Annotated in this window: 23 protein-coding genes and 2 riboswitches; of the genes, 13 read left to right on the forward strand and 10 right to left on the reverse strand. The window is 59.2% G+C overall.

Features of this window, described 5'->3' with window-relative positions:
• Genes ACOTTU_RS22200 through ACOTTU_RS22215 form a run of 4 tightly spaced genes read left to right on the forward strand, consistent with a single transcriptional unit; the run spans position 1 to position 4,324 of the window.
• Positions 1-2,052: an acetate--CoA ligase family protein gene (locus ACOTTU_RS22200; protein ID WP_425661289.1), complete on the forward strand. Its 2,052-nt coding sequence runs from the start codon at positions 1-3 to the stop codon at positions 2,050-2,052.
• Entirely contained in the window at positions 2,039-2,818 is a 780-nt protein-coding gene (locus ACOTTU_RS22205; RefSeq protein ID WP_425661291.1) for a carnitinyl-CoA dehydratase, read from the forward strand. Before ACOTTU_RS22200 ends, ACOTTU_RS22205 begins: the two co-directional genes overlap by 14 nt.
• A 47-nt stretch (positions 2,819-2,865) precedes the next feature.
• The gene (locus ACOTTU_RS22210) at positions 2,866-3,744 is read left to right on the forward strand and encodes an SDR family oxidoreductase (RefSeq protein ID WP_425661293.1); all 879 of its coding nucleotides are present in this window, start codon (positions 2,866-2,868) and stop codon (positions 3,742-3,744) included.
• 19 nt (positions 3,745-3,763) lie between these two features.
• A complete protein-coding gene (locus tag ACOTTU_RS22215) occupies positions 3,764-4,324 on the forward strand; it encodes an exopolysaccharide biosynthesis protein (RefSeq protein ID WP_425661295.1) in 561 nt (186 codons plus the stop codon).
• 3 nt (positions 4,325-4,327) lie between these two features.
• Here the strand turns inward: ACOTTU_RS22215 and dxs are convergent, their stop codons facing one another.
• The 5 genes from dxs to ACOTTU_RS22240 all read right to left on the reverse strand — a co-directional run bounded on the left by dxs (position 4,328) and on the right by ACOTTU_RS22240 (position 8,678).
• Positions 4,328-6,259 carry a 1-deoxy-D-xylulose-5-phosphate synthase gene (gene dxs, locus ACOTTU_RS22220; protein WP_425661297.1) on the reverse strand — a complete coding sequence of 644 codons (1,932 nt, stop codon included), beginning with the start codon at positions 6,257-6,259 and terminating at the stop codon, positions 4,328-4,330.
• Between the two features lie 10 nt (positions 6,260-6,269).
• Positions 6,270-7,139, reverse strand: a complete 870-nt coding sequence (locus ACOTTU_RS22225) for a polyprenyl synthetase family protein (protein ID WP_425661299.1) — start codon at positions 7,137-7,139, stop codon at positions 6,270-6,272.
• Between the two features lie 2 nt (positions 7,140-7,141).
• Complete coding sequence (locus ACOTTU_RS22230; protein WP_298916627.1) at positions 7,142-7,384, reverse strand: exodeoxyribonuclease VII small subunit; 243 nt, start codon at positions 7,382-7,384, stop codon at positions 7,142-7,144.
• An 83-nt stretch (positions 7,385-7,467) separates the two neighbouring features.
• Complete coding sequence (locus tag ACOTTU_RS22235) at positions 7,468-8,169, reverse strand: response regulator (protein WP_425661301.1); 702 nt, start codon at positions 8,167-8,169, stop codon at positions 7,468-7,470.
• A complete protein-coding gene (locus ACOTTU_RS22240) occupies positions 8,166-8,678 on the reverse strand; it encodes a MarR family winged helix-turn-helix transcriptional regulator (RefSeq protein WP_298916633.1) in 513 nt (170 codons plus the stop codon). The genes ACOTTU_RS22235 and ACOTTU_RS22240 overlap by 4 nt, the downstream gene beginning before the upstream one ends.
• 171 nt (positions 8,679-8,849) lie before the next feature.
• Here ACOTTU_RS22240 and ACOTTU_RS22245 point away from each other — a divergent pair, with 171 nt between their 5' ends.
• Positions 8,850-9,719, forward strand: a complete 870-nt coding sequence (locus tag ACOTTU_RS22245; RefSeq protein ID WP_298916636.1) for a branched-chain amino acid aminotransferase — start codon at positions 8,850-8,852, stop codon at positions 9,717-9,719.
• A gap of 49 nt (positions 9,720-9,768) precedes the next feature.
• On the opposite strand, the gene cobO is transcribed toward ACOTTU_RS22245, so the two are convergent.
• From cobO to ACOTTU_RS22260, 3 genes are all read right to left on the reverse strand, one after another.
• A complete protein-coding gene (gene cobO, locus ACOTTU_RS22250) occupies positions 9,769-10,368 on the reverse strand; it encodes a cob(I)yrinic acid a,c-diamide adenosyltransferase (protein ID WP_298916639.1) in 600 nt (199 codons plus the stop codon).
• A gap of 15 nt (positions 10,369-10,383) precedes the next feature.
• The gene (locus tag ACOTTU_RS22255) at positions 10,384-11,358 is read right to left on the reverse strand and encodes a DMT family transporter (protein WP_425661304.1); all 975 of its coding nucleotides are present in this window, start codon (positions 11,356-11,358) and stop codon (positions 10,384-10,386) included.
• Between the two features lie 72 nt (positions 11,359-11,430).
• Positions 11,431-11,811, reverse strand: a complete 381-nt coding sequence (locus ACOTTU_RS22260; protein WP_425661306.1) for a DM13 domain-containing protein — start codon at positions 11,809-11,811, stop codon at positions 11,431-11,433.
• Positions 11,812-11,956: 145 nt separating this feature from the next.
• Here ACOTTU_RS22260 and ACOTTU_RS22265 point away from each other — a divergent pair, with 145 nt between their 5' ends.
• Entirely contained in the window at positions 11,957-12,550 is a 594-nt protein-coding gene (locus ACOTTU_RS22265) for a TetR/AcrR family transcriptional regulator (RefSeq protein ID WP_425661308.1), read from the forward strand.
• On the opposite strand, the gene aroC is transcribed toward ACOTTU_RS22265, so the two are convergent.
• Positions 12,547-13,647, reverse strand: coding sequence for a chorismate synthase (gene aroC / locus ACOTTU_RS22270; RefSeq protein ID WP_425661310.1), 1,101 nt, complete (start codon positions 13,645-13,647; stop codon positions 12,547-12,549). The two genes, ACOTTU_RS22265 and aroC, sit on opposite strands and share 4 nt — an antisense overlap.
• Before the next feature lie 91 nt (positions 13,648-13,738).
• Positions 13,739-13,840: riboswitch (TPP riboswitch) on the forward strand.
• A 35-nt stretch (positions 13,841-13,875) separates the two neighbouring features.
• Between aroC and ACOTTU_RS22275 the strand changes: the two genes are divergently transcribed.
• Genes ACOTTU_RS22275 through ACOTTU_RS22285 form a run of 3 tightly spaced genes read left to right on the forward strand, consistent with a single transcriptional unit; the run spans position 13,876 to position 17,067 of the window.
• Entirely contained in the window at positions 13,876-14,856 is a 981-nt protein-coding gene (locus tag ACOTTU_RS22275; protein WP_425661312.1) for a thiamine ABC transporter substrate-binding protein, read from the forward strand.
• Positions 14,832-16,388, forward strand: a complete 1,557-nt coding sequence (locus ACOTTU_RS22280) for a thiamine/thiamine pyrophosphate ABC transporter permease ThiP (RefSeq protein ID WP_425661314.1) — start codon at positions 14,832-14,834, stop codon at positions 16,386-16,388. Before ACOTTU_RS22275 ends, ACOTTU_RS22280 begins: the two co-directional genes overlap by 25 nt.
• Complete coding sequence (locus ACOTTU_RS22285) at positions 16,375-17,067, forward strand: ATP-binding cassette domain-containing protein (RefSeq protein ID WP_425661316.1); 693 nt, start codon at positions 16,375-16,377, stop codon at positions 17,065-17,067. The genes ACOTTU_RS22280 and ACOTTU_RS22285 overlap by 14 nt, the downstream gene beginning before the upstream one ends.
• Here the strand turns inward: ACOTTU_RS22285 and ACOTTU_RS22290 are convergent.
• Positions 17,064-17,591: a 6,7-dimethyl-8-ribityllumazine synthase gene (locus tag ACOTTU_RS22290; protein WP_425661318.1), complete on the reverse strand. Its 528-nt coding sequence runs from the start codon at positions 17,589-17,591 to the stop codon at positions 17,064-17,066. The two genes, ACOTTU_RS22285 and ACOTTU_RS22290, sit on opposite strands and share 4 nt — an antisense overlap.
• Positions 17,586-17,730: riboswitch (FMN riboswitch) on the reverse strand. It overlaps the preceding gene by 6 nt.
• A 63-nt stretch (positions 17,731-17,793) precedes the next feature.
• Between ACOTTU_RS22290 and ACOTTU_RS22295 the strand changes: the two genes are divergently transcribed.
• The 4 genes from ACOTTU_RS22295 (at position 17,794) to petB (ending at position 21,179) form a co-directional block, all read left to right on the forward strand.
• On the forward strand, positions 17,794-18,426 hold the full coding sequence (locus ACOTTU_RS22295; protein ID WP_425661320.1) for an FMN-binding negative transcriptional regulator: 633 nt from the start codon (positions 17,794-17,796) through the stop codon (positions 18,424-18,426).
• A gap of 40 nt (positions 18,427-18,466) precedes the next feature.
• On the forward strand, positions 18,467-19,078 hold the full coding sequence (locus ACOTTU_RS22300) for a glutathione S-transferase (protein ID WP_425661322.1): 612 nt from the start codon (positions 18,467-18,469) through the stop codon (positions 19,076-19,078).
• Positions 19,079-19,277: 199 nt separating this feature from the next.
• Positions 19,278-19,838, forward strand: a complete 561-nt coding sequence (gene petA, locus ACOTTU_RS22305) for a ubiquinol-cytochrome c reductase iron-sulfur subunit (protein WP_298916670.1) — start codon at positions 19,278-19,280, stop codon at positions 19,836-19,838.
• Between the two features lie 12 nt (positions 19,839-19,850).
• Positions 19,851-21,179, forward strand: coding sequence for a cytochrome b (petB, locus tag ACOTTU_RS22310; RefSeq protein ID WP_298916673.1), 1,329 nt, complete (start codon positions 19,851-19,853; stop codon positions 21,177-21,179).
• Positions 21,180-21,188: the final 9 nt, after the last annotated feature.

Raw genomic sequence — 21,188 nt, forward strand, 5'->3', positions numbered from 1 at the left:
ATGGCGAAGGATTTGACGCGCCTGTTGCGCCCGCGCAGCATCGCCGTGATTGGCGGGGGCGCGTGGTGTCGGCAGGTCATTTTGCAGGCTCAAAAAATGGGCTTCGATGGCGCGATGCATCTGGTGCATCCGCGCGGGATCGATATCGAAGGCCTGCGCGCGGTCGCAGATATCAGCGATCTTGAGCAGGTCCCCGATGCGGTGTTTATCGGCGTCAATAGGCAGGCAACCGTTGAGGCAGTGACGGCCCTTTCGGCCATGGGCGCGGGCGGGGCGGTGTGCTTTGCCTCGGGCTTTTCCGAAGCCGCCGCAGAAGACGGAAACGCCACCACGCTGCAACGGCAACTGGTTGATGCCGCCGGGGATATGCCGATCCTCGGGCCCAATTGTTATGGGTTCATCAATGCGCTGGACGGCGCACTGCTCTGGCCGGATCAGCATGGCTGCGACCCTGTCCCGCGCGGTGTCGCCATACTGACCCAAAGTTCCAACATTGCGATCAACCTGACCATGCAGCGCCGGGCTCTGCCCATTGCCTGCATGGTGACCTGCGGGAACATGGCGCAAACCCGTCAGGCGGAAATTGCCATGGCCCTGCTGGACGATCCACGCATCACCGCCATCGGGCTGCACATCGAAGGCTTCGGCGATACCGGGCAGTGGCATGATCTGGCGGTGAAGGCGCAGGAAAAATCCGTACCACTCATCGCGCTGAAGGTCGGCGCGTCCGATCAGGCACGCAACGCCACGATTTCGCATACGGCCTCTCTTGCGGGGAGTGACGCAGGCGCGCAGGCCTTGTTGGACCGGTTGGGGATCGCGCGCCTGCATGATCTGCCCAGCTTTCTGGAGACGCTGAAGCTCTTGCACTGCAACGGGCCGCTGACATCCAATGCGCTCTCCTGCATCAGTTGTTCCGGGGGTGAAGCCAGTCTGGCCGCCGATACCGCCGCGCATTCCGCGCTGACATTCCCGGCCCTGACCAATGATCAGGAATCTGCCCTCGCAGATGCGTTGGGGCCGATGGTTGCCCTGTCCAACCCCTTGGATTATCACACATATGTCTGGGGCGATGCTGAGAAAATGACCGCCGCCTGGTTGCCGATGGCGGCAAGGCACATTGGATTGACCCTGATCGTCATCGACTATCCCCATACGGACGCCAGCGATTGGCAAAGCGCCACCCAAGCCGCAATCGCCGTCCGAAAGCGCAGTGGCCAGCCGGTCGCCGTGGTCGCAACGCTGCCGGAACTGATGCCGCGCGAGGTTGCCCGCGACTTGATGGCGGCGGGCGTTACGCCCTTATGTGGACTGCGCGAGGCGATGAATGCTGCTGAAGCTGCGGCCCAGATGCGCGCGCCGCACCGGATGCCGCCGCTTGTGCCAGGGCATGATCGGACCGTAGCCCCTTTAAGTGACGCCGATGCAAAAGAGCTGTTGCGCGGGTTCGGGGCCGACACGCCGCGCGCGGTCGCTGTGCATGGCGCCGGGGACGTGGCGGTAGCCTCTGATCTGGCGGCACCTTTGGTGCTGAAAGGGCAAGGCATCGCCCATAAATCAGAAGCCGGTGCCGTGATGTTGAACCTCACTCATGATGCGCTTGCCGTCACGGCGCAGCGCATGAAGGCCCAAAGTTTCCTGATCGAAGAAATGGTGCAAGGCGGCGTTGCCGAATTGCTGATCGGGGTGACACGCGATGCAGCACACGGGTTTGTGCTGACCCTTGGCGCGGGCGGAGTGATGACCGAGCTTTGGCAGGACACGACCTCCCTGCTGCTGCCCGTGACCGAAGACGATGTGACGGCGGCCCTGACCCGCTTGAAAACCTACCCGTTGCTGACCGGTTTCCGTGGCAGGCCCGGTGCCGATCTGACCGCGATCACGCGGGCCGTGATGGCCCTGCAAAGCTTCGTCATTGCACATGCCGACCGGATCGGTGAGGCTGAGATCAACCCGCTCATCTGCACAGCCGACCGGGCGGTGGTTGCGGATGCGCTGATCACCATGACCCCTGACACAAATGCGCAAGGAGAGCCTGATGGAGCCGATTAAGACAACCCGAAAAGGGGCAATTTTGCAGGTGACGCTCGACCGGCCAAAGGCGAATGCGATTGATCTGAAAACCTCCCGCATCATGGGCGAGGTTTTCGCCGATTTTCGCGATGATGCAGAGCTGCGCGTGTGCATTCTGACTGGTGGCGGCGAAAAGTTCTTTTGCCCCGGATGGGATCTGAAAGCGGCGGCAGAAGGGGACGCTGTTGACGGGGATTACGGCGTGGGCGGCTTCGGCGGGTTGCAAGAATTGCGCGACATGAACAAACCCGTCATTGCAGCGGTGAACGGGATCGCCTGCGGCGGTGGGCTGGAACTGGCGCTGAGCGCGGATATGATCCTGGCGGCGGATCATGCCACTTTCGCGCTGCCCGAAATCCGCTCCGGTACGGTGGCCGATGCGGCTTCGGTCAAGCTGCCCAAACGCATCCCCTATCACATTGCGATGGAACTGTTGCTCACAGGGCGCTGGTTTGATGCCGAAGAGGCCAAGGGCTGGGGCCTGATCAACGAAATCGTACCTGCGGTCGACCTGATGGCGCGCGCCTGGGCGCTGGCGGAACTTCTCGCCTCGGGCCCACCGCTGGTCTACGCGGCCATCAAGGAGATCGTGCGCGACGCTGAGGACGCCAAGTTTCAGGACAGCATGAATCGCATTACCAAACGCCAGTTGCCAACGGTGGATCGGCTATATGCCTCTGAGGATCAGATGGAAGGTGCGCGCGCCTTTGCCGAAAAGCGTGATCCCGTTTGGAAAGGCCGTTAACGCGCTGAGTGCTTGAACCTTGTGGCCGGGACATCCACCTTGGGCATATGACAAAGACACTTCTTTCAATCGGTCACGGCTTCAGCGCCCGCGCCTTGGCGGCGCGTCTGATCCCGCAGGGCTGGCGTATCATCGGCACCACGCGCAGCGATGCCAAAGCGTCTGAGATCGCCGCCACAGGTGTTGACCCGGTGATCTGGCCCGGCACTGATATTGGCCCGATACTTGCGCAGGCGGATGCGCTGCTGGTTTCTGCCGGACCGGGGCCACAGGGTGATCCGACACTTGCAGGAATGCGATCCGACATTGCGACCGCCGCCGCACATCTGGATTGGGTCGGGTATCTTTCGACCACCGGTGTTTACGGCGACCATCAGGGGGGATGGGTCGATGAAACCTCGGCCCTGACACCATCGACCAAGCGCGGTCAGGCCCGTGTCGAGGCTGAAGCTGCATGGCAGGCAATCCCCGATCTCAAGCTGCATATTTTCCGGCTTGCGGGGATTTACGGCCCCGGACGTGGCCCCTTTGCGAAGGTCCGTAAAGGCACGGCGCGGCGCATCATCAAGAAAGGCCAGGTGTTTTCGCGCATCCATGTTGAGGACATCGCGCAGGTGCTGGAGGCCTCGTTGGCGAAACCCGATCCCGGCGCGATCTACAACCTTTGCGACGATGACCCGGCCCCGCCGGAAGACGTGATTGCCTATGCTGCCGAATTGCTTGGCCTGCCGCTGCCGCCCGCAGTGGACTTCGAGACGGCGGAGATGACCCCGATGGCGCGCAGCTTCTACGCGGAGAGCAAAAAAGTGCGGAACGATCGGATCAAACAGGCGTTGGGTGTTCAACTGCTTTATCCGACCTACCGGGTTGGGCTGAACGCTTTGCTGCAAGAGGAACTGCAAGATCGGGACGTTTCGGACATATGATGACTGGCCGCTGACCCATTTGCTGGATGCGGTGGATAACGCCGCGACGGATGAGAAGGTGGCGGTGCAGGAAATCGTGTCTGAGATCGGGGACCGCACCACTACGCCAGTCATTCTGGTGGTCGCACTTTTTCTTGTCTCACCTCTTTCCGGTGTGCCCGGTATTCCGACAATCTGTGCCGCGATCATCGTCATGCTCGCGCTTCAGGCGCTGATGGGGTACCAGCTTTGGTTGCCCGAGAAGGTCATGGCGATGCAGATATCAAGATCTGCATTAGAACGCGCCGTGCAATGGTTGCGCGGGCCTGCCAGCTGGATTGACCGAAACTCCCACCCCAGGCTCCAGTACCTGACCCGCGGCCCCATGCGTATGCTGATCCTTGTGCAATGCGCGGTCATTCCGCTGGGCTGGCCCGCGTTGGAACTGGTGCCCGGGGTCACATCGCTGGCGGCTGCGACAATCGGGCTCTTCGCATTTGGCCTTTTTGCCCGTGATGGATACTTCGTCATTGCTGGCTATATCGGCATGGTTGCCGTGCCAATGGGGGCGGTATTGCTGGTGAGTGCAGCGATGGGGTGAAGCTCAGGCCCGCGCTTCACCGATCTGAGCCACTCCCAGAACGTCGAGGACCTTGCTCTCAATATCCGAAGCGTTCAGTTTGGCGACGGCGTACATATCCGCCGGGCTGGCCTGATCAATGAAGATGTCCGGCAGCACCATGGAGCGATACTTCAGACCGGTGTCAAAGACACCTTCTTCGGCAAGCAACTGCGCCACATGGCTGCCGAAACCGCCCACCGCGCCTTCTTCGATGGTGATCAGCGCTTCATGTTCTGCGGCCAGATTCAGGATCAACTCCCGGTCGAGCGGTTTGGCAAAACGGGCGTCTGCGACGGTCGGTGTGATCCCTCGCGTCCTCAGGGTTTCTGCTGCCTTCTCGACTTCCGCCAGACGGGTGCCAAAAGACAAGAGTGCAACGCGTGCGCCCGCAGCGATGATCCGCCCCTTGCCAATCTCAAGTGGTGTGCCGCGCTCTGGCATCTCCACGCCCTGACCTTCACCGCGGGGAAAGCGGAAGGCGATGGGTCCGTCATCATAGGCGGCGGCGGTCGCCACCATATGTTTCAACTCCGCCTCATCGGCGGCGGCCATCACCACAAAACCCGGCAGATTGGCGAGGTAGGCGACGTCAAAGGCACCGGCATGGGTGGCCCCGTCCGCCCCGACCAATCCGGCACGGTCAATGGCAAAGCGCACAGGCAGGCGTTGAATGGCCACGTCATGCACCACCTGATCGTACCCGCGCTGCAAGAAGGTCGAATAAAGCGCGCAGAAGGGCTTCATGCCGCCCGCCGCCAGCCCGGCAGAAAAAGTCACGCCGTGCTGCTCCGCGATACCCACATCAAAGCATCGGCTGGGATATCTTTCGGCAAAAAGGTTCAGGCCGGTGCCATCGGGCATGGCAGCCGTGATGGCACAAATCCTGTCATCCTCGGCGGCTTCCTGTAGCAGGCTGTCGGCAAAAACGCGCGTGTAGCTTGGCGCGTTGGAGGGAGCTTTTTTCTGCTCGCCTGTAATCACGTCGAATTTGGCGGTCGCATGCCCCTTGTCACGCGCGGTTTCGGCAGGCTCGTAGCCTTTGCCTTTCTTAGTCAATACATGGATCAGGATGGGGCCGGTCGCCCGCGCCTTCACAGTGCGCAACACCGGCAGCAGCTGATCCATATCGTGCCCATCAATGGGGCCTAGGTAGGAAAACCCCAGTTGTTCAAAGAGCGTGCCCCCAACGGCCATGCCTTTGAGGATATCCTTGGCACGTTTGGCCCCTTCTCTGAAGGGTTCGGGCAACAGGCTCACCGCCCCCTTGGCGGCAGCCTTAAAGTCCTGAAAGGGTTCTTCGGCATAAAGTCGGCTGAGGTAGGTGGACATCGCCCCCACCGGCGGCGCGATGGACATTTCATTATCGTTCAGAATGACAATCAGCCGTTTTTTCAGATGGCCCGCGTTGTTCATTGCTTCATAGGCCATGCCAGCGCTCATCGACCCATCACCGATCACGGCGATCGCATCACCCAGACCTTCGGGCACAACGCCTCCCAAGTCGCGGGCAACAGCAAAGCCCAGAGCGGCAGAAATCGAGGTGGAGCTATGTGCCGCCCCAAAAGGATCGTAGGGAGATTCCTTGCGCTTGGTAAAACCGCTGAGCCCATCCTTCATGCGCAGCGTACGGATGCGGTCGCGCCGCTCGGTCAGGATTTTGTGCGGATAACATTGGTGGCCGACATCCCAGATGATCTTGTCGCGTGGCGTGTCAAAGACAGCATGCAGCGCAACGGTCAGTTCCACCACACCCAGGCCTGCTCCCAGATGCCCGCCGGTGACGGATACCGCCGAGACAGTTTCCGACCGCAATTCACGGGCCAGTTGTGTCAACTGCCGATCCGACAGTTGTTTCATGTCAGCCGGTCGATTGATCGTGTCCAGCAAGGGTGTGTCCGGTCTGTCTGACGTCATAGCAAAGCTCTCAATGCGCGCGCGTAACAACGAAACGCGCAGCCTCTTTTAGTGTGTTGGCATCATTTCCGTAACCCGCCAGGCTGTCGCAGGCTTGGTCAATCAGGTCAGCGGCCCTTTGACGTGCGGTATCCAGCCCCAGGAGCGAAACAAAGGTGGCTTTGCCGGCGCTGGCGTCTTTGCCCACCGCCTTGCCCACGGTTGCACTGTCTCCGGTGACATCCAGCACGTCATCTGCGATCTGAAACGCCAACCCCAGCGCGCGTGCATAGGATTGCAGAGGGGTTGTATCGGCCTCAGCCATTGCGGCACCAGCCGTCGCTGACCATTCGATCAAGGCACCGGTCTTGCCCTGCTGGAGTGTCGTGATCTCGGCCAGTGTCAGAGGCTCTGCCGCTGTTTCCGCCGCAATGTCCAATGCCTGGCCCAAGACCATACCCTGCACACCGCTGGCGCGCGCCAGACGCAACACCAGATCTGCGCGCACCGACGGTTTGGCGCTGGTCTCGGCGCGGCTCACCAGTTCAAAGGCGAGGGTTTGAAGTGCATCCCCTGCCAGAACGGCCGTGGCTTCATCCCATTTCTTATGCACAGTCGGACGCCCCCGTCGCATGTCATCATCGTCCATGCACGGCAGATCATCATGCACCAGCGAATAGGCGTGCAACGCTTCAATGGCGGTGGCAGGCCAAATGGCATGGGTCGCGTCAATGCCATGCAGGCGGGCGCTTTCCAGTACCAGAAAACCACGCAACCGCTTACCGCCATGGGTCGCATGGGCCATGGCGTCCACCACAGGCACATCGTCCAGGGCTGCCAGAACAAGGTCGAAATGCTTTTGGATGGCCTGAGCAGACGCGCTCAGACGGTCGGCAAACATGCTCAGAGCCCTTCGACCGGTGTCGTGCCTGCCGCGTTTCCGTCACCATCCAGTGTGATGGCGGCAACCTTTTCCTCAGCTTCCTTGAGCTTGGTTTCACAGCGGGCTTTCAACGCAGCGCCGCGTTCGTAAAGGGCGATGCTCTCATCCAGGGCCACATCGCCACGTTCGAGCTGGCCCAGAACCTTTTCCAGCTCGGCCATCGCTTGTTCGAAACTCATTTCACCTACGGGCGTGTCCGTCATTGCCGCTTTCCTGTTCCAAAGTCGTTGCAGACCATAGCGCCCAAGTGCGGGCGTTGCCAGTCCGTCCGGTCAACAATGTCGGGTTATTCGGGTGCCAGCATGTATCCGGCACCCCGCACGGTTTGCAGATAGCGCGGTTGCTTGGGGTCTTCCTCGATCTTGCGCCGCAGCCGGGTAATCTGAACATCTACGGCGCGTTCCTGCGCTTGTCCGCGATCGCGCCCCAGTTCCTCGACCAGTTTGGCGCGGCTGATCGGTTCGTTGCAACTGGCAGAGAAGATTTTCATCAACTGCATCTCTGTGGCGGTCAGCCGCACAAGGTCTTCGCCCTGCCACATCTCGCCACGCTCCATATCGTAGCGAATGGCCCCAAGCGACAGCACCTTGGGCGCAATCTGATCGGCGGGCGCTTCGGGCATCCGGCGCAGGATTGCATTGATGCGCAACAACAGCTCCTTTGGCTCGAAGGGCTTGGCGAGGTAATCGTCCGCACCCGCTTCCAATCCTTCGATCCGATTGCCGGTTTCACCTTTTGCCGTCAGCAACAGGATCGGCACGGCGCGGGATTCTCGCAGAGACTTCGTCAGGGTCAGCCCGTCTTCGCCCGGCATCATCACATCCAGAACGATCAGATCAAAATCCAGACCGGACAGAATGCGCCGCGCGTGTTCCGCGTCGCGTGCTGCCGTGACCAGAAACCCGTTCCGCATCAGAAACTTTTGCAGCAATGTCCGAATGCGCTCATCATCATCTACAATCAGCAGATGGGCGTCCATATCACTCATGTGCCGCTGTCCCTCAGCCGCGTGTACGCAAAACGCATTTCCCGGTCCATCATCGCCTCCAACACCGTTCGAAACCCTGCGACGGCTTCGGGTCCGGCATCTCTGAATGCCATCCGCATCCGCGCGCGTTGGGCGTCTGACAGCTTCTGCTCCAACGCCTGACCATCCTCGGTCAGAAACAGATGCCTTTCGCGTTTATCCACTTTACCGACCTTGCTTTCAACCAGTCCATCTTCGATGAGCGTACGAAGGACGCGGTTGAGCGACTGTTTGGTCACGCCGAGTATATTGAGCAAGTTATTGACCGTCGTGCCCGGCGCACGGTTGATGAAGTGCACGGCGCGATGATGCGCACGACCATAGGCCAGATCGCTGAGGATACGGTCTGGATCAGCCGTAAATCCGCGGTAGGCAAAAAACATTGCCTCAATACCCTGCCGTAGCTGCTCGTCGGTCAAAAACAGAAGGTTTTCACCGCTTTGGGCTGTTGTTGATCGCCCGTCTGCCATCGGTTTGCCTCAAAATACAATAATCAACTTGAGCCAGTATATGTCAGTGTTGTTGACATTCCAAGAGTGAACGGCTATCGAATCGCATCTTTTGCGCAATATTATGTCCGTATCGGACGTATCTGGCGCAATAAATGCAAATCTGGCGGCGAACCTAGGGAAGGAAAGACGATGGCAGGCGCTTACAATGACCGCGACGGCAAGATCTGGATGAATGGCCAAATGATCGAATGGCGCGAGGCCAATGTCCATATTCTGACGCATGCAATGCACTATGCTTCGTCCGTCTTTGAGGGTGAGCGCGCCTACAACGGCAAGATTTTCAAGAGTCGGGAACATTCCGAACGCCTGATCCGATCAGCACAGATGATAGATTTCGAAATCCCCTACACGGTGGACGAGATCGAAGCCGCAAAGGTCGAAGTTCTGGCCGCAAGTGGGCTGCAGGACGCCTATGTCCGCGCCATCGCATGGCGCGGAGCTGGTGAAGACATGGGGGTAGCCTCTGCGCGTAACCCTGTGCAACTGGCGATCGCTGCCTGGGAATGGGGTGCATATTACGGGGATGCCAAGATGAAGGGCGCCAAGCTCGACATCTCCAAATGGAAGCGCCCCAGCCCCGAGACGATCCCCAGCCACGCCAAGGCCGCCGGTCTTTACATGATCTGCACCATGTCAAAACACGCGGCGGAGGCGAAAGGGTGCTCTGATGCGATGATGTTCGACTATCGCGGTTATGTTGCCGAAGCCACGGGGGCGAATATTTTCTTCGTCAAGGACGGTGAGGTTCACACGCCGGACCCCGACTGTTTCCTCAATGGGATCACCCGCCAGACCGTTGTGGGCATGCTAAAGGATCGTCAGATCAAGGTGCACGAGCGGCACATCATGCCCGAAGAATTGGAAGGGTTCGAGCAATGCTGGCTGACGGGTACTGCTGCAGAAGTCACCCCTGTCGGGCAAATCGGCGATTATAACTTCGAGGTGGGCAGCATCACCCGCGAAATCGCCCAAAGCTACGAAAAGCTTGTACGCGCCTGAAAGTTCATTGGCGGGTGGCAATGCCGCCCGCCGAAGTCCTTGATCGGGGTCAGAAATCGACGCCGCGTTGCGCTTTGATGCCTGCTTTGTAAGGGTGCTTCACCTCGGTCATTTCGGTGACCAGATCGGCAAATTCCATCAGTTCAGGTTTTGCATTGCGACCAGTCAGGATGACGCCGGTGCGCTTGTCACGGCCTTTCAGGCTCTCGATGACCTGTGCCACGTCGAGATAGTCGTAGCGCAGCGCGATGTTGATCTCGTCCAGCACGATCAGGTCATAATCCCCGCTCTCCATCATCTGGACAGCCTTGCCAAATGCGGCCTGGGCCGCGGCAATATCGCGCTCCCTGTCTTGCGTATCCCAGGTGAACCCTTCGCCCATCGTATGCCAGGTCACATCGCCCAACTGGTCGAAAAACCGCCGTTCTCCGGTAATCCACTTGCCTTTGATAAACTGGACAACGCCCACTTTCTGCTTCCATCCAAGCGCGCGGATGACCACACCAAAAGCGCTGGAAGACTTTCCCTTGCCGTTGCCAGTATGTACCAGCACCAGCCCCTTTTCCGGGTCCTGTAACTCGGCAACCTTTGCGCGGTGCTTGGCCTGCACTTCTTTCATCTTTTCCTTGTGGGTCTCTGGGTCGCTCATTTCCTGATCCTCTGGTTAGGGGGCACCTGAAGGTGGCATATTGGGCTTGGATTTGCTGCGGTCCAGCCCCAATTGACGTTCTCGCCAAATGATCAGCACGCCGCCTGCGATGACAAGGGTGGCACCGAGGATGATCGGGCCGGTGGGGACTTCGCTAAACGCCACATAGCCTATGATGCTGGCAAAGATCATCGAGGCATAGTCAAAAGGTGCCAGCATGGAAGCGCCGCCAAAACGATAGGACGACGTGACCATGATTTGCGCAACCCCGCCCACGAGCCCTGCGGTCACCAGCCAAATAAATACCGATCTGTCGGGCCAGACCCAGACAAAGGACGGGTGATCGACAACCCACCCGATGGGCGCGGAGAGCAAGGCAAGGCAAGTTGCCGTGGCAGAGAAGTAAAAGACAATCGCTGCCGTGTGGTCGGTCTTGACCAGCCGTCTGACGTGGATTTGCACGAGGGCCCGCAAGATCGAGGCCACCAGAACCATGATGGCCCCTAGCGTCGCGGCTTGTGACAGATCATCGGATCCGACACTCAGGCGCGGTGCCATGACGATCATGACGCCCACAAGACCAAGCGCAACCGCAGAGAGGCGAAATATCCGGACCTTCTCGCCCAGCAGTACCGCCGCGAAAAGCACCGTGAACATGGGCGATGCATATCCGATTGCGGTGACTTCAGGTAACGGCAGAAGACCAAGCCCGGCGAAGGTCAGGCCCATGGCGGTGGTCCCGAAAACCCCGCGCCAGACGTGGCCCATGAGGTTGGAAGGGATCAATCCTTCGCGGAGCTGACCGCGCTGCCAGAGCCATAAGGCAATAATGGGCATGGCGCACAAGGACCGGAAAAACACCGCCTCACCGGGCGGTACTTCGCCTGAAACACTTTTGATGATGGCCGCCATCACCATGAACAGAAAAACCGCGCAGAGCTTTAAAGCAATAGCGCGGCCGGGGCGATTTTGAGTGAGGTCTTGGGCCATGGGCCTCTCTTGCGCCCGTGGTGGTGAAAGATCAAGCGCGCAAGGGATGCCACGCTTGATCCTCCTTTATTCTCAGTTCAGGGCTGCGACGCCAAGCGGAACCGAGAATTTCAGGCACCAGATGTAGATTTCATTGTAGTCATCTACATTTACGGAAGCAGGCACGGTGTAGACCTGTTTGCCGTTCAGATTTTGCAGCACGCCCAGATCTGCTTCTGGTGCATAGCTGCCATCCTTACCGAAGGCCACGCGGGGGTCAGGCGCGCCATCCAGCGAGAATTTTTCGTCCAGAATCACCGTTGCGGTACCATCGGCGTTTTTCACGACCGTTACACCGCCGGTTGTAATGTGGTCGCTTTTACCGATGAAACTGCCGGAAGTTTCAGCAGCGGCACCAAAGGTTGCAAGGACAGTAAGGCCGAGAGCAAGGAACGCGTTGAGGATGATTTTCATGGAACCAGTCTTTCTATTTTCAGGCTGTTGCGGTTTGTGATAGCGGCAAGTTAGGATTTGGAACCACTTAGTACAATACACGTTTGCGTGAATTGTGTAACGATTGGTTCCGAACTATATTGATGCTGGCGCACAGGAGTAAGAAATGGCACGGCCTCGAGAGTTCAAGACAGATGACGCGATCAAAAAGGCCGCCAATGTCTTTTGGGAAAAAGGCTATCTGGAAGCGTCACTGCCTGACTTGCTCGATGGCATGGGGTTGACGCGCGGCAGCCTCTACAAGGCCTTCAAGGATAAGAAAACGCTTTTTCTTCTGGTGCTTGCCCATTACGAGGAGGAAGCTGTCGGTGCGGCCAAAGCCTGTCTCACGGATAGCTCTGTGCCGGATGGTCGTGATAGAATTCTCAGCCTTTTCGCCGCTCTTTGCGCGGCAGTGGCAGCAGGCGATACGCGCGGGTGTTTGTTATGCTCTGCGGCCGCGGGCTATGAAATGTCTGATCCGGATATCGCAGCAGCGGTCGAAAAGGGCATGAGTGGCATTCGCGAAGGTTTGGAAGCGGCTTTGAACGATTCTCCCCTGCACGCAGAAATGCCGGACGTCGAGCGTCGCGCCATCGCCAATGTCCTGTTGACCCAATACATCGGGCTGCGCGTGCTGGCCCGCTCCCGCATGCCGCTGGGCATCGTCGAGCAAAGCGTCGACAGCATCAGACGCCTGTTGGAGATGGACGGCGCCTAACCAATGTGCCCGCGATTTTCGCCGATCTGACCGCGATGCAGCAACATATGATCGAGCAGAACACAGGCCATCATCGCTTCGCCAACCGGGACAGCGCGGATACCCACACAAGGATCATGCCGACCCTTGGTGATGATCTCGGTCTCTTCGCCCGACTTGGTGATCGTGCGGCGCGTGGTCAGAATGCTGGATGTTGGTTTGACCGCAAAGCGCACGACAATGTCCTGACCTGTGCTGATACCACCCAGAATACCGCCCGCGTGGTTGGAGCTATATTCAGGCCCATCCGGACCCATTGTGATCTCATCGGCGTTCAGCTCACCGGTGAGCATCGCGGCGGACATGCCTTCACCAATCTCGACGCCCTTGACCGCATTGATGCTCATCATTGCCGCTGCCAGATCCGTGTCTAGCTTACCATAGACCGGCGCGCCCAGCCCGGCGGGCACACCGCGTGCCACAACCTCTATGATCGCGCCGACGGAACTGCCTGACTTGCGCAGCTTGTCCAGATAGTCGGCCCAATCCGCGGCGGCCTGCGCATCCGGGACCCAAAAGGGGTTCTGGTCGATCTGGTTCCAGTCAAATCGCGCCCGGTCGATCTGATGCGGACCCATCTGGGTCATGTACCCCTTGATCTCAATCTTTGGAGCCATCGCCGCAATTGCTGCGCGCGCAAGACCCCCAGCCGCAACCCGCGCTGCCGTTTCGCGCGCGCTGGAGCGCCCACCACCGCGATAGTCACGCACCCCGTATTTCTGAAAATAGGTGATGTCTGCATGGCCCGGGCGGAACTTGTCCTTGATGTCACCGTAATCTTTGGATCGCTGGTCGGTGTTCTCGATCAACAATTGCACCGGCGTGCCTGTGGTCTGACCCTCAAATACGCCGGACAGGATTTTGACCTCATCCGCTTCACGCCGCTGCGTGGTGTATTTGTTCTGGCCGGGTTTGCGTTTGTCCATCCACTGCTGGATCATCGCCTCATCAATGGCGATACCCGGCGGGCATCCATCCACGGTCGCCCCCAGCGCAGGTCCGTGACTTTCACCCCATGTGGTAACGCGGAATAGGTGGCCAAAGCTGTTGATCGACATGAAACGCTCCTTTGATCCCGGTGCTTAGCGGGGCAGGCGGGTCGCCTCAAGAGCTTATCGCTTGCCAATCCCGCGCAACCGCACTACCTGTCGCCTTACCTCGGGGGGCCTTTCCGGCTGAGATGTGCATATGCGCGGACCCGTAGAACCTGAACCGGTTAAGACCGGCGGAGGGAAGGTGAGCTGATCATCCTCTTTCGCCGTTCGACGCATTTGAAAGGACTGATCATGCGAAGAACTCTTCTTGTCACCAGCCTGTTGCTGGCCACTCAAGCCGGGGCCGACACCCCGGTGCTGACCGTTTATGCGGGTGATTATTTCACCTCCGAATGGGGTCCCGGCCCCAAGATCGAAGCCGGGTTCGAGCAAACCTGCAACTGCGATCTGCAATTTGCCACCGGCGATCTGCTGCCGCGACTGTTGCTCGAAGGAGAGCGCACCAAGGCCGACGTTGTCATCGGCCTGACCTCCGACGTCACGGCAAAGGCCCGCGCGACGGGGTTGTTTGCGCCACATGGTCAGGACAACGGCGCTCTGACATTGCCGATCGAATGGACGGATAACACATTCCTGCCTTTCAACTACGGCCACACGGCGTTCATCTACAATGAGACAACGATGGACGCGCCGCCCGCGAGTTTCGACGCGCTTCTGGACATGTCTGATGACGTGAAACTGGTCATTCAGGACCCGCGCACGTCCATCTCCGGTCTGGCGCTGGTGCTCTGGGTTCAGGCCGTTTACGGCGAAGAAGCCGCGGATGTCTGGACAAAACTTGCCCCTAAAATCCTCACGGTGACCAAAGATTGGTCCGCCAGCTACGGCATGTTCACCGATGGGGAGGTTGACATGGTGCTGAGCTACACGACCTCGCCCGCCTATCACATGTTCGCTGAGGACGATTTCACCAAGAAGGCCGCGATCTTCCCCGAAGGTCACTATTTCATGGTCGAAACCGTCGGCAAAATCGCCCAGACCGACCAGCCGGAACTGGCCGACGCCTTCATGGCCTATGTGTTGTCGCAGGATTTCCAACAGATGATCCCGACCGCCAATTGGTCCCTGCCGTCAGCGCTGCCCAAGGACCAGTGGCCCGAAGGCTGGGCGCAACTGGCGCTGCCGGAGAAGGTCCTCTTCTATTCGGAAGAAGAAGCAGCCAGCCTGCAGGCTGAAGCGATTGAGACATGGCGCAGCGCGCTCAGCCAGTAATCGGCACCACCGGGATCGTCGCGGGTGGCTTTGTCGTCGTGGCGGTCCTGCTGTCCTTTCTGGGCATTGGATTGCGCGCCGAGGTTGGGCGCGGTATCGGACCTGCCGAATGGGCCGCGATCCGCTTTACGGTGGTGCAGGCGATCCTGTCGGCATTGATTTCTGTACTCTGCGCCATTCCCTTGGCCCGGGCGCTGGCCAGGCGACGGTTTATCGGGCGCGGTTTTCTGATCACCCTGTTGGGAGCCCCGTTCATCCTGCCTGTGATTGTCGCAGTACTCGGGCTCTTGACTGTCTTTGGCCGATCAGGCTGGGCAAATGCCGCTTTGGGCTATTTTGGGGTACCCCCGCTTTCAATTTACGGGCTGCACGGCGTGGTTCTGGCCCATGTTTTTTTCAATCTGCCACTGGCAACGCGGCTCCTGCTGCAAGGCTGGCAGAGCATCCCAGCCGAGCGGTTTCGGTTGGCCGCCCAGCTCAATTTACCGCCTCGGATGATCCGGCGCACCCTGGAATACCCATTGCTGGTGCAAATCGTGCCCGGGGCGGCAGCGCTGGTGTTCGTCATCTGTTTGACCAGTTTTGCCGTGGCCCTCACGCTGGGCGGCGGACCGCGTGCGACAACCATCGAACTGGCCATCTATCAGGCGTTCCGGTTTGATTTCGACCTCGCCCGGGCGGCATTGCTGTCGCTTATTCAGCTTTTTATTGCCGGGGGGGCTGCGTTGATCGCGCTGTGGATTATCCCGAATTTCCCGCTTGGCGCCGGTCTGGACCGCACCCTGCAACGCTGGGATGCGCGGTCGGGCCTGCAACAGGTTCTGGACGCAATTGTCATCGCATTGGGCAGCGCGTTCCTGCTGCTGCCGCTTCTGGCGATTGTTCTGGCCGGTTTGCAAGGTCTGCCGGAAATGCCTGCGGTCGTGTGGAAAACGGCGGGGAATTCGCTTGGTGTTGCGGTGCTCAGTATCCTTACCCTGCTGATCATTGCACTGCCAATGGCCGGATGGATTAGCTCGCGCAGGGCAGGTGGTGCCGAAGCCATCGGGCTGATCGGTCTTTCCGCCTCGCCCCTGATGATCGGCACCGGCTGGTTCATTCTGATCAATCCGATTGCCGACCCGGTGCCTTTGGCCCTGCCGGTGACCGCGCTCATCAATGCGATGATGGCGCTGCCTTTTGCCCTGCGGATACTTGTGCCGCCGATGCGCGATACACTGGTTACCTTCGACCGTCTGTCGCGCTCTTTGGGCCTGCGCGGTTGGTCCGCCTGGCGGTGGCTGGTGCTGCCGCGGTTGCGCGCTCAAATCGGTTTTGCTGCGGGTTTGACCGGCGCGTTATCGGTCGGGGATCTTGGTGTCATCGCCCTTTTTGCGGACCCGGACCGGGCAACACTGCCGTTGCAGATGTACCGCTTGATGGGCGCGTATCGTACCGAGGCCGCTGCCGGCGCGGCCTTGCTGCTGCTCGCGATGGCATTGGGGCTTTTCTGGCTCTGCGACAAGGGAGGCCGCTGGCGTGCTGAAGCTTGAAGATGTTGTGATGTCTCAGGGAAATTTTGCCCTGAAGGCCGGTTTCAGCGTCGAGCCGGGACGTAAAACCGCCGTGATCGGACCCTCCGGTGCCGGAAAATCCACCCTGCTTGGTGCGATTGGAGGGTTTTTGCCGCTGCGCGGCGGCAAACTGTGGTGGCGGAACCAAAACATCACCCATGCGGCACCGGGCGAACGTCCGATTGCGATGCTGTTTCAGGATAACAACCTGTTCCCGCATCTCAGCATTGCCAAAAACATCGGGCTTGGCATTCGGCCGGACCTGAAATTGTCGGCAAGCGATCAGGACCGCATCGGTAAGGCGCTGGAGAGAGTGGGCCTGCGCGAGATGGTAGACCGAAAACCGGGGGAACTTTCGGGCGGCCAGCAAAGCCGTGCCGCTTTGGCCCGCGTGCTGGTTCAAAACCGGCCAGTGATCCTGCTGGATGAGCCCTTTGCGGCATTGGGCCCCGCCCTGCGGTATGAAATGCTCGATCTGGTACATGATCTGAGCAATGAGACAGGTGCCACCCTGTTGATGGTAACCCATGACCCGCAGGATGTGCGGCGCATTGCCGATGACGTGATTTTTGTCGAAGGCGGGCGGGCTGAAGCGCCGCAACCGGCGGCGGCGCTGCTTGAGAACCCGCCGCCAGCCCTGCGCGCCTACCTCGGCTAGGCCGCCTTGGCGCGCAATGACGCGCGTGCTTTCAAAATCCCGAGTGCCGCTGATGCGGCCTCTTTGCCCTTGGTCACAAAATGGGCGCGATAGATCGCGTTGTGGTGATCAGTTTCCTGATAATGATGCGGTGTCAGTGAAACGGATAAAACCGGCACGCCTGTATCCAGACCGACCCTCATCAACCCGTCCACGACGGACTGTGCCACAAAATCATGCCGGTAGATGCCGCCATCAACCACAAACGCCGCACAGATCACGGCATCATATTGACCGGTGCCGGCCAGATCGCGGGCCATCAAGGGCATCTCGAACGCCCCCGGTACGTCAAAAACCTCGACCTGCGATGCGGGTATTTCCTGGGTAAATCCATCATAGGCGCGGTCCACGATATCCGCGTGCCACTGCGCTTTGACGAAGGCGAAACGGGTGTGTGTCATGATCATGATCTCCTTTTTGGTCCAGACACGTCCACCCAAGGCGATCACGATCACACAAGGCACACTGGCCCAGCGTTTTCGCATTCTCTTTCATCCGGACTATGACCGTCGGCTCTGGCATCTCACCAGATCTGCTTGTCACCTCGCAAGAGGCCGCTCGCGGGCTCACAGTTTGTCACTGCATACCGCCGGTGGGGAATTTCGCCCCGCCCTGAGAATGACCGTAACTTGCCAAGCCGCGCCAAAGCCTGCAAGAGAAAATGCAACACAAATCAAAGGCAGGTCGATGCACCCGAACCCCGTTTTCCACACACATGAAAATGCCGCCAACCTTGAATACGCGCGCGAACGCGCCTTTGGTGTGCTGGCGGTCAGCGGGGCAGAGGGGCCATGGCTGTCGCATATTCCGTTTCTGCTGGACGAGGATGGGGAGACGGTTTGGTTGCATTTGCTGCGCTCGAACCCGATCTCGCGGGCCTTGAAAGAGGCCGATTTGCCCGCGCGCATCGCGGTATCCGGGCCTGACAGCTACGTGTCACCCGATTGGTACGGCGTGATTGATCAGGTGCCGACGTGGAATTATGTGGCCGTGCATCTGACTGGAATGCTGGCGTTGCGCCCGCAGGACGAACTGCATAATCTGCTCGATCGCCAGACGGCTTTTTTCGAAGAACGCCTTTTGCCTAAAGCGCCATGGACCACATCGAAGATGTCAGACGGCGTCATGGACCGGATGATGCGTGCGATTGTGCCCTGCCGCATGAAGGTCACGGGTGTCGATGGGACGTGGAAACTTAACCAGAACAAACCCGATGACGTCCGCGAACGTGCTGCCGATCATGTGGAAGCCTATGGTCAAGGTACCGACATTGCCGTTCTGGCAGCCCTGATGCGGGCCGCCAATGGACAGGGCCAATAGCTCTGCTAGGGTCGCCTGAAACCCGCGAAAGGAAATGCCGATGAAACTCTTCCACTCCCCTGCGTCGCCATTCGTGCGAAAAGTTGTCGTTTTGCTCCATGAGTTGGACAGGGCAGATGAGGTTGAAATCTCGGATGTGACTTCGACCGCTTTCGCAACGGATGAAGGGCTGGCGGCGAGCAATCCGCTGGCCCGTATCCCGGCGCTGGTGCGCGACAACGGCACGACACTTTATGACAGCCGGGTGATCACCGCCTTTCTCAACGATCTTTACGGCGGCAAGATGTACCCAACGGGAACATCGCGGTGGGAGACCCTCACGTTGGAGGCAACGGGAGACGGCATCATGGATTCTGCGGTTTCAATGGCCTACGAGGCGCGATTGCGTCCTGAAGAAATGCAATATGGCGACTGGATCGAGGCGCAGTGGACCAAGGTGTCGCGTGCGATCTCCGTTTTGAACGCACGCTGGATGAGCCACCTGTCGGGTCCTATAGACATGGGTCACATCTCGGTAGCCTGCGCGCTTTCGTACGTCGATTTTCGGCATGGCGCGCGGAACTGGCGGGCGGGCAACGACGCTCTGGCCAAATGGCACGAAAACTTCGATTCGCGGGCGTCGATGCAGGCGACATTGCCCCCTGTGGGATAGACTCGCGCGGCGAATGATGATTTCAACGCAACATACGCATGGAATTCGCGAATTCTGGGCATGCCTGCGACGGTTTGCGCGTGTTTGATCACTGGACGGCGCGTCAGCACAACGCTACATACCCGCATGAGTAAGGCTGCGTTTTTCGCGGCCAGTTTGACTTTTGGCCGATCATTGGCCCTGGAAATGGAGTAAACCCGTGTCCCACGCAGAAGATCACGAAGGCACCCGGAGGGATTTCCTTTATTATGCGACTGCAGGCGCCGGTGCCGTCACCGCCGGTGCAGCCGTTTGGCCCTTGGTCCACCAAATGAACCCTTCCGCGGACGTGCGCGCCCTTGCCTCGATCCGTGTGGACGTTGGCGATGTCGAGCCCGGCACGCAGCTCACCGTGAAATGGCTGGGCAAGCCGGTGTTCATTCGCCGCCGCACCGAGGAAGAAATCTCCGCCGCGCGCGATGTCGAATTGAGTGATCTTCCCGACCAGAAAGCGGAAAACGCGAACCTGAGCGGTGACGCTGATGCGTCTGACGAAAACCGCGCTCTCGACGAGACCGGTGAATGGCTGGTGATGATGGGTGTTTGCACGCATCTGGGCTGCGTACCTTTGGGAGATGCAGGCGATTTTGGCGGCTGGTTCTGCCCGTGCCACGGATCGCATTACGACACATCCGGTCGTATTCGCAAAGGGCCTGCACCGACGAACCTGCCGGTGCCTGTGGCAGAATTCGTGGATGAAACCACGATCAAACTCGGTTAAGGGAGACATCAGATGGCTGGAATTCCTCACGACCATTATGAGCCGAAGTCAAACGGTGAAAAGTGGCTGGCCTCGCGCCTGCCCGTAGTTGGTCTTCTCTACGATACGTTGATGATCCCAACCCCCAAGAACCTCAACTGGATGTGGATTTGGGGCATTGTGCTAACCTTCTGTCTTGCGCTGCAGATCGTCACCGGCATCGTGCTGGTGATGCACTACACGCCGCACGTCGATCATGCGTTTTCGTCGGTCGAGCACATCATGCGCAATGTAAACGGCGGCTACATGCTGCGGTATATGCATGCCAATGGCGCTTCGCTGTTCTTTATCGCGGTTTATGCCCATATTTTCCGTGGTCTCTACTACGGGTCCTACAAGGCCCCGCGCGAGATCACATGGATCATCGGCATGTTGATTTATCTGATGATGATGGGCACTGCCTTCATGGGCTACGTGCTGCCATGGGGTCAGATGTCTTTCTGGGGCGCGACAGTTATCACCGGCCTCTTTGGCGCAATCCCCTTCATTGGTGAAGCGTTGCAAACATGGCTTCTGGGTGGACCCGCGGTGGATAACGCTACGCTGAACCGCTTCTTCTCGCTGCACTATCTTCTGCCCTTCGTGATTGCAGGTCTCGTGATCGTGCACATCTGGGCCTTCCATACCACGGGCAACAACAACCCGACCGGCGTCGAAGTGCGCCGCACATCGAAGGAAGAAGCCGAGAAAGACACGCTGCCCTTCTGGCCCTATTTCGTGATCAAGGATCTCTTTGCCCTGGCGGTTATTCTGGCCGTGTTCTTCGCCGTTGTCGGCTTCATGCCGAACTACTTGGGACACCCCGATAACTACATCGAGGCCAATGCGCTGGCGACACCTGCACACATCGTGCCTGAATGGTACTTCCTGCCATTCTACGCGATCCTGCGTGCCTTCACCGGCGAGGTCTGGGTGGTGCAGATCGCCTCCTTCTTCACCGGTGGTATCATCGACGCGAAGTTCTTTGGTGTTCTGGCGATGTTTGGTGCGATTGCCGTTATGGCGCTGGCACCCTGGCTTGACACTTCTTCCGTCCGCTCGGGTCGTTATCGTCCGATGTTCAAATGGTGGTTTGCGCTGCTGGTTATCGACTTCTTCGCCCTGATGTGGCTGGGTGCGATGCCGGCAGAAGAACCCTATGCGACCTTCTCTCTGATCGCATCGGCCTATTGGTTCGCCTACTTCCTCGTGATCCTGCCGTTGCTGGGTGTGATGGAAAAACCGCTCGCCCGTCCGGAAACCATCGAAGAAGACTTTGCGGCACACTATCCCAAGTCCTCTGACGCCACGCCTGCAGAATAAAGGAACACA

Origin of the sequence: Roseobacter sp. EG26 (assembly GCF_049830555.1) — a bacterium.
GTDB lineage: Bacteria > Pseudomonadota > Alphaproteobacteria > Rhodobacterales > Rhodobacteraceae > Roseobacter.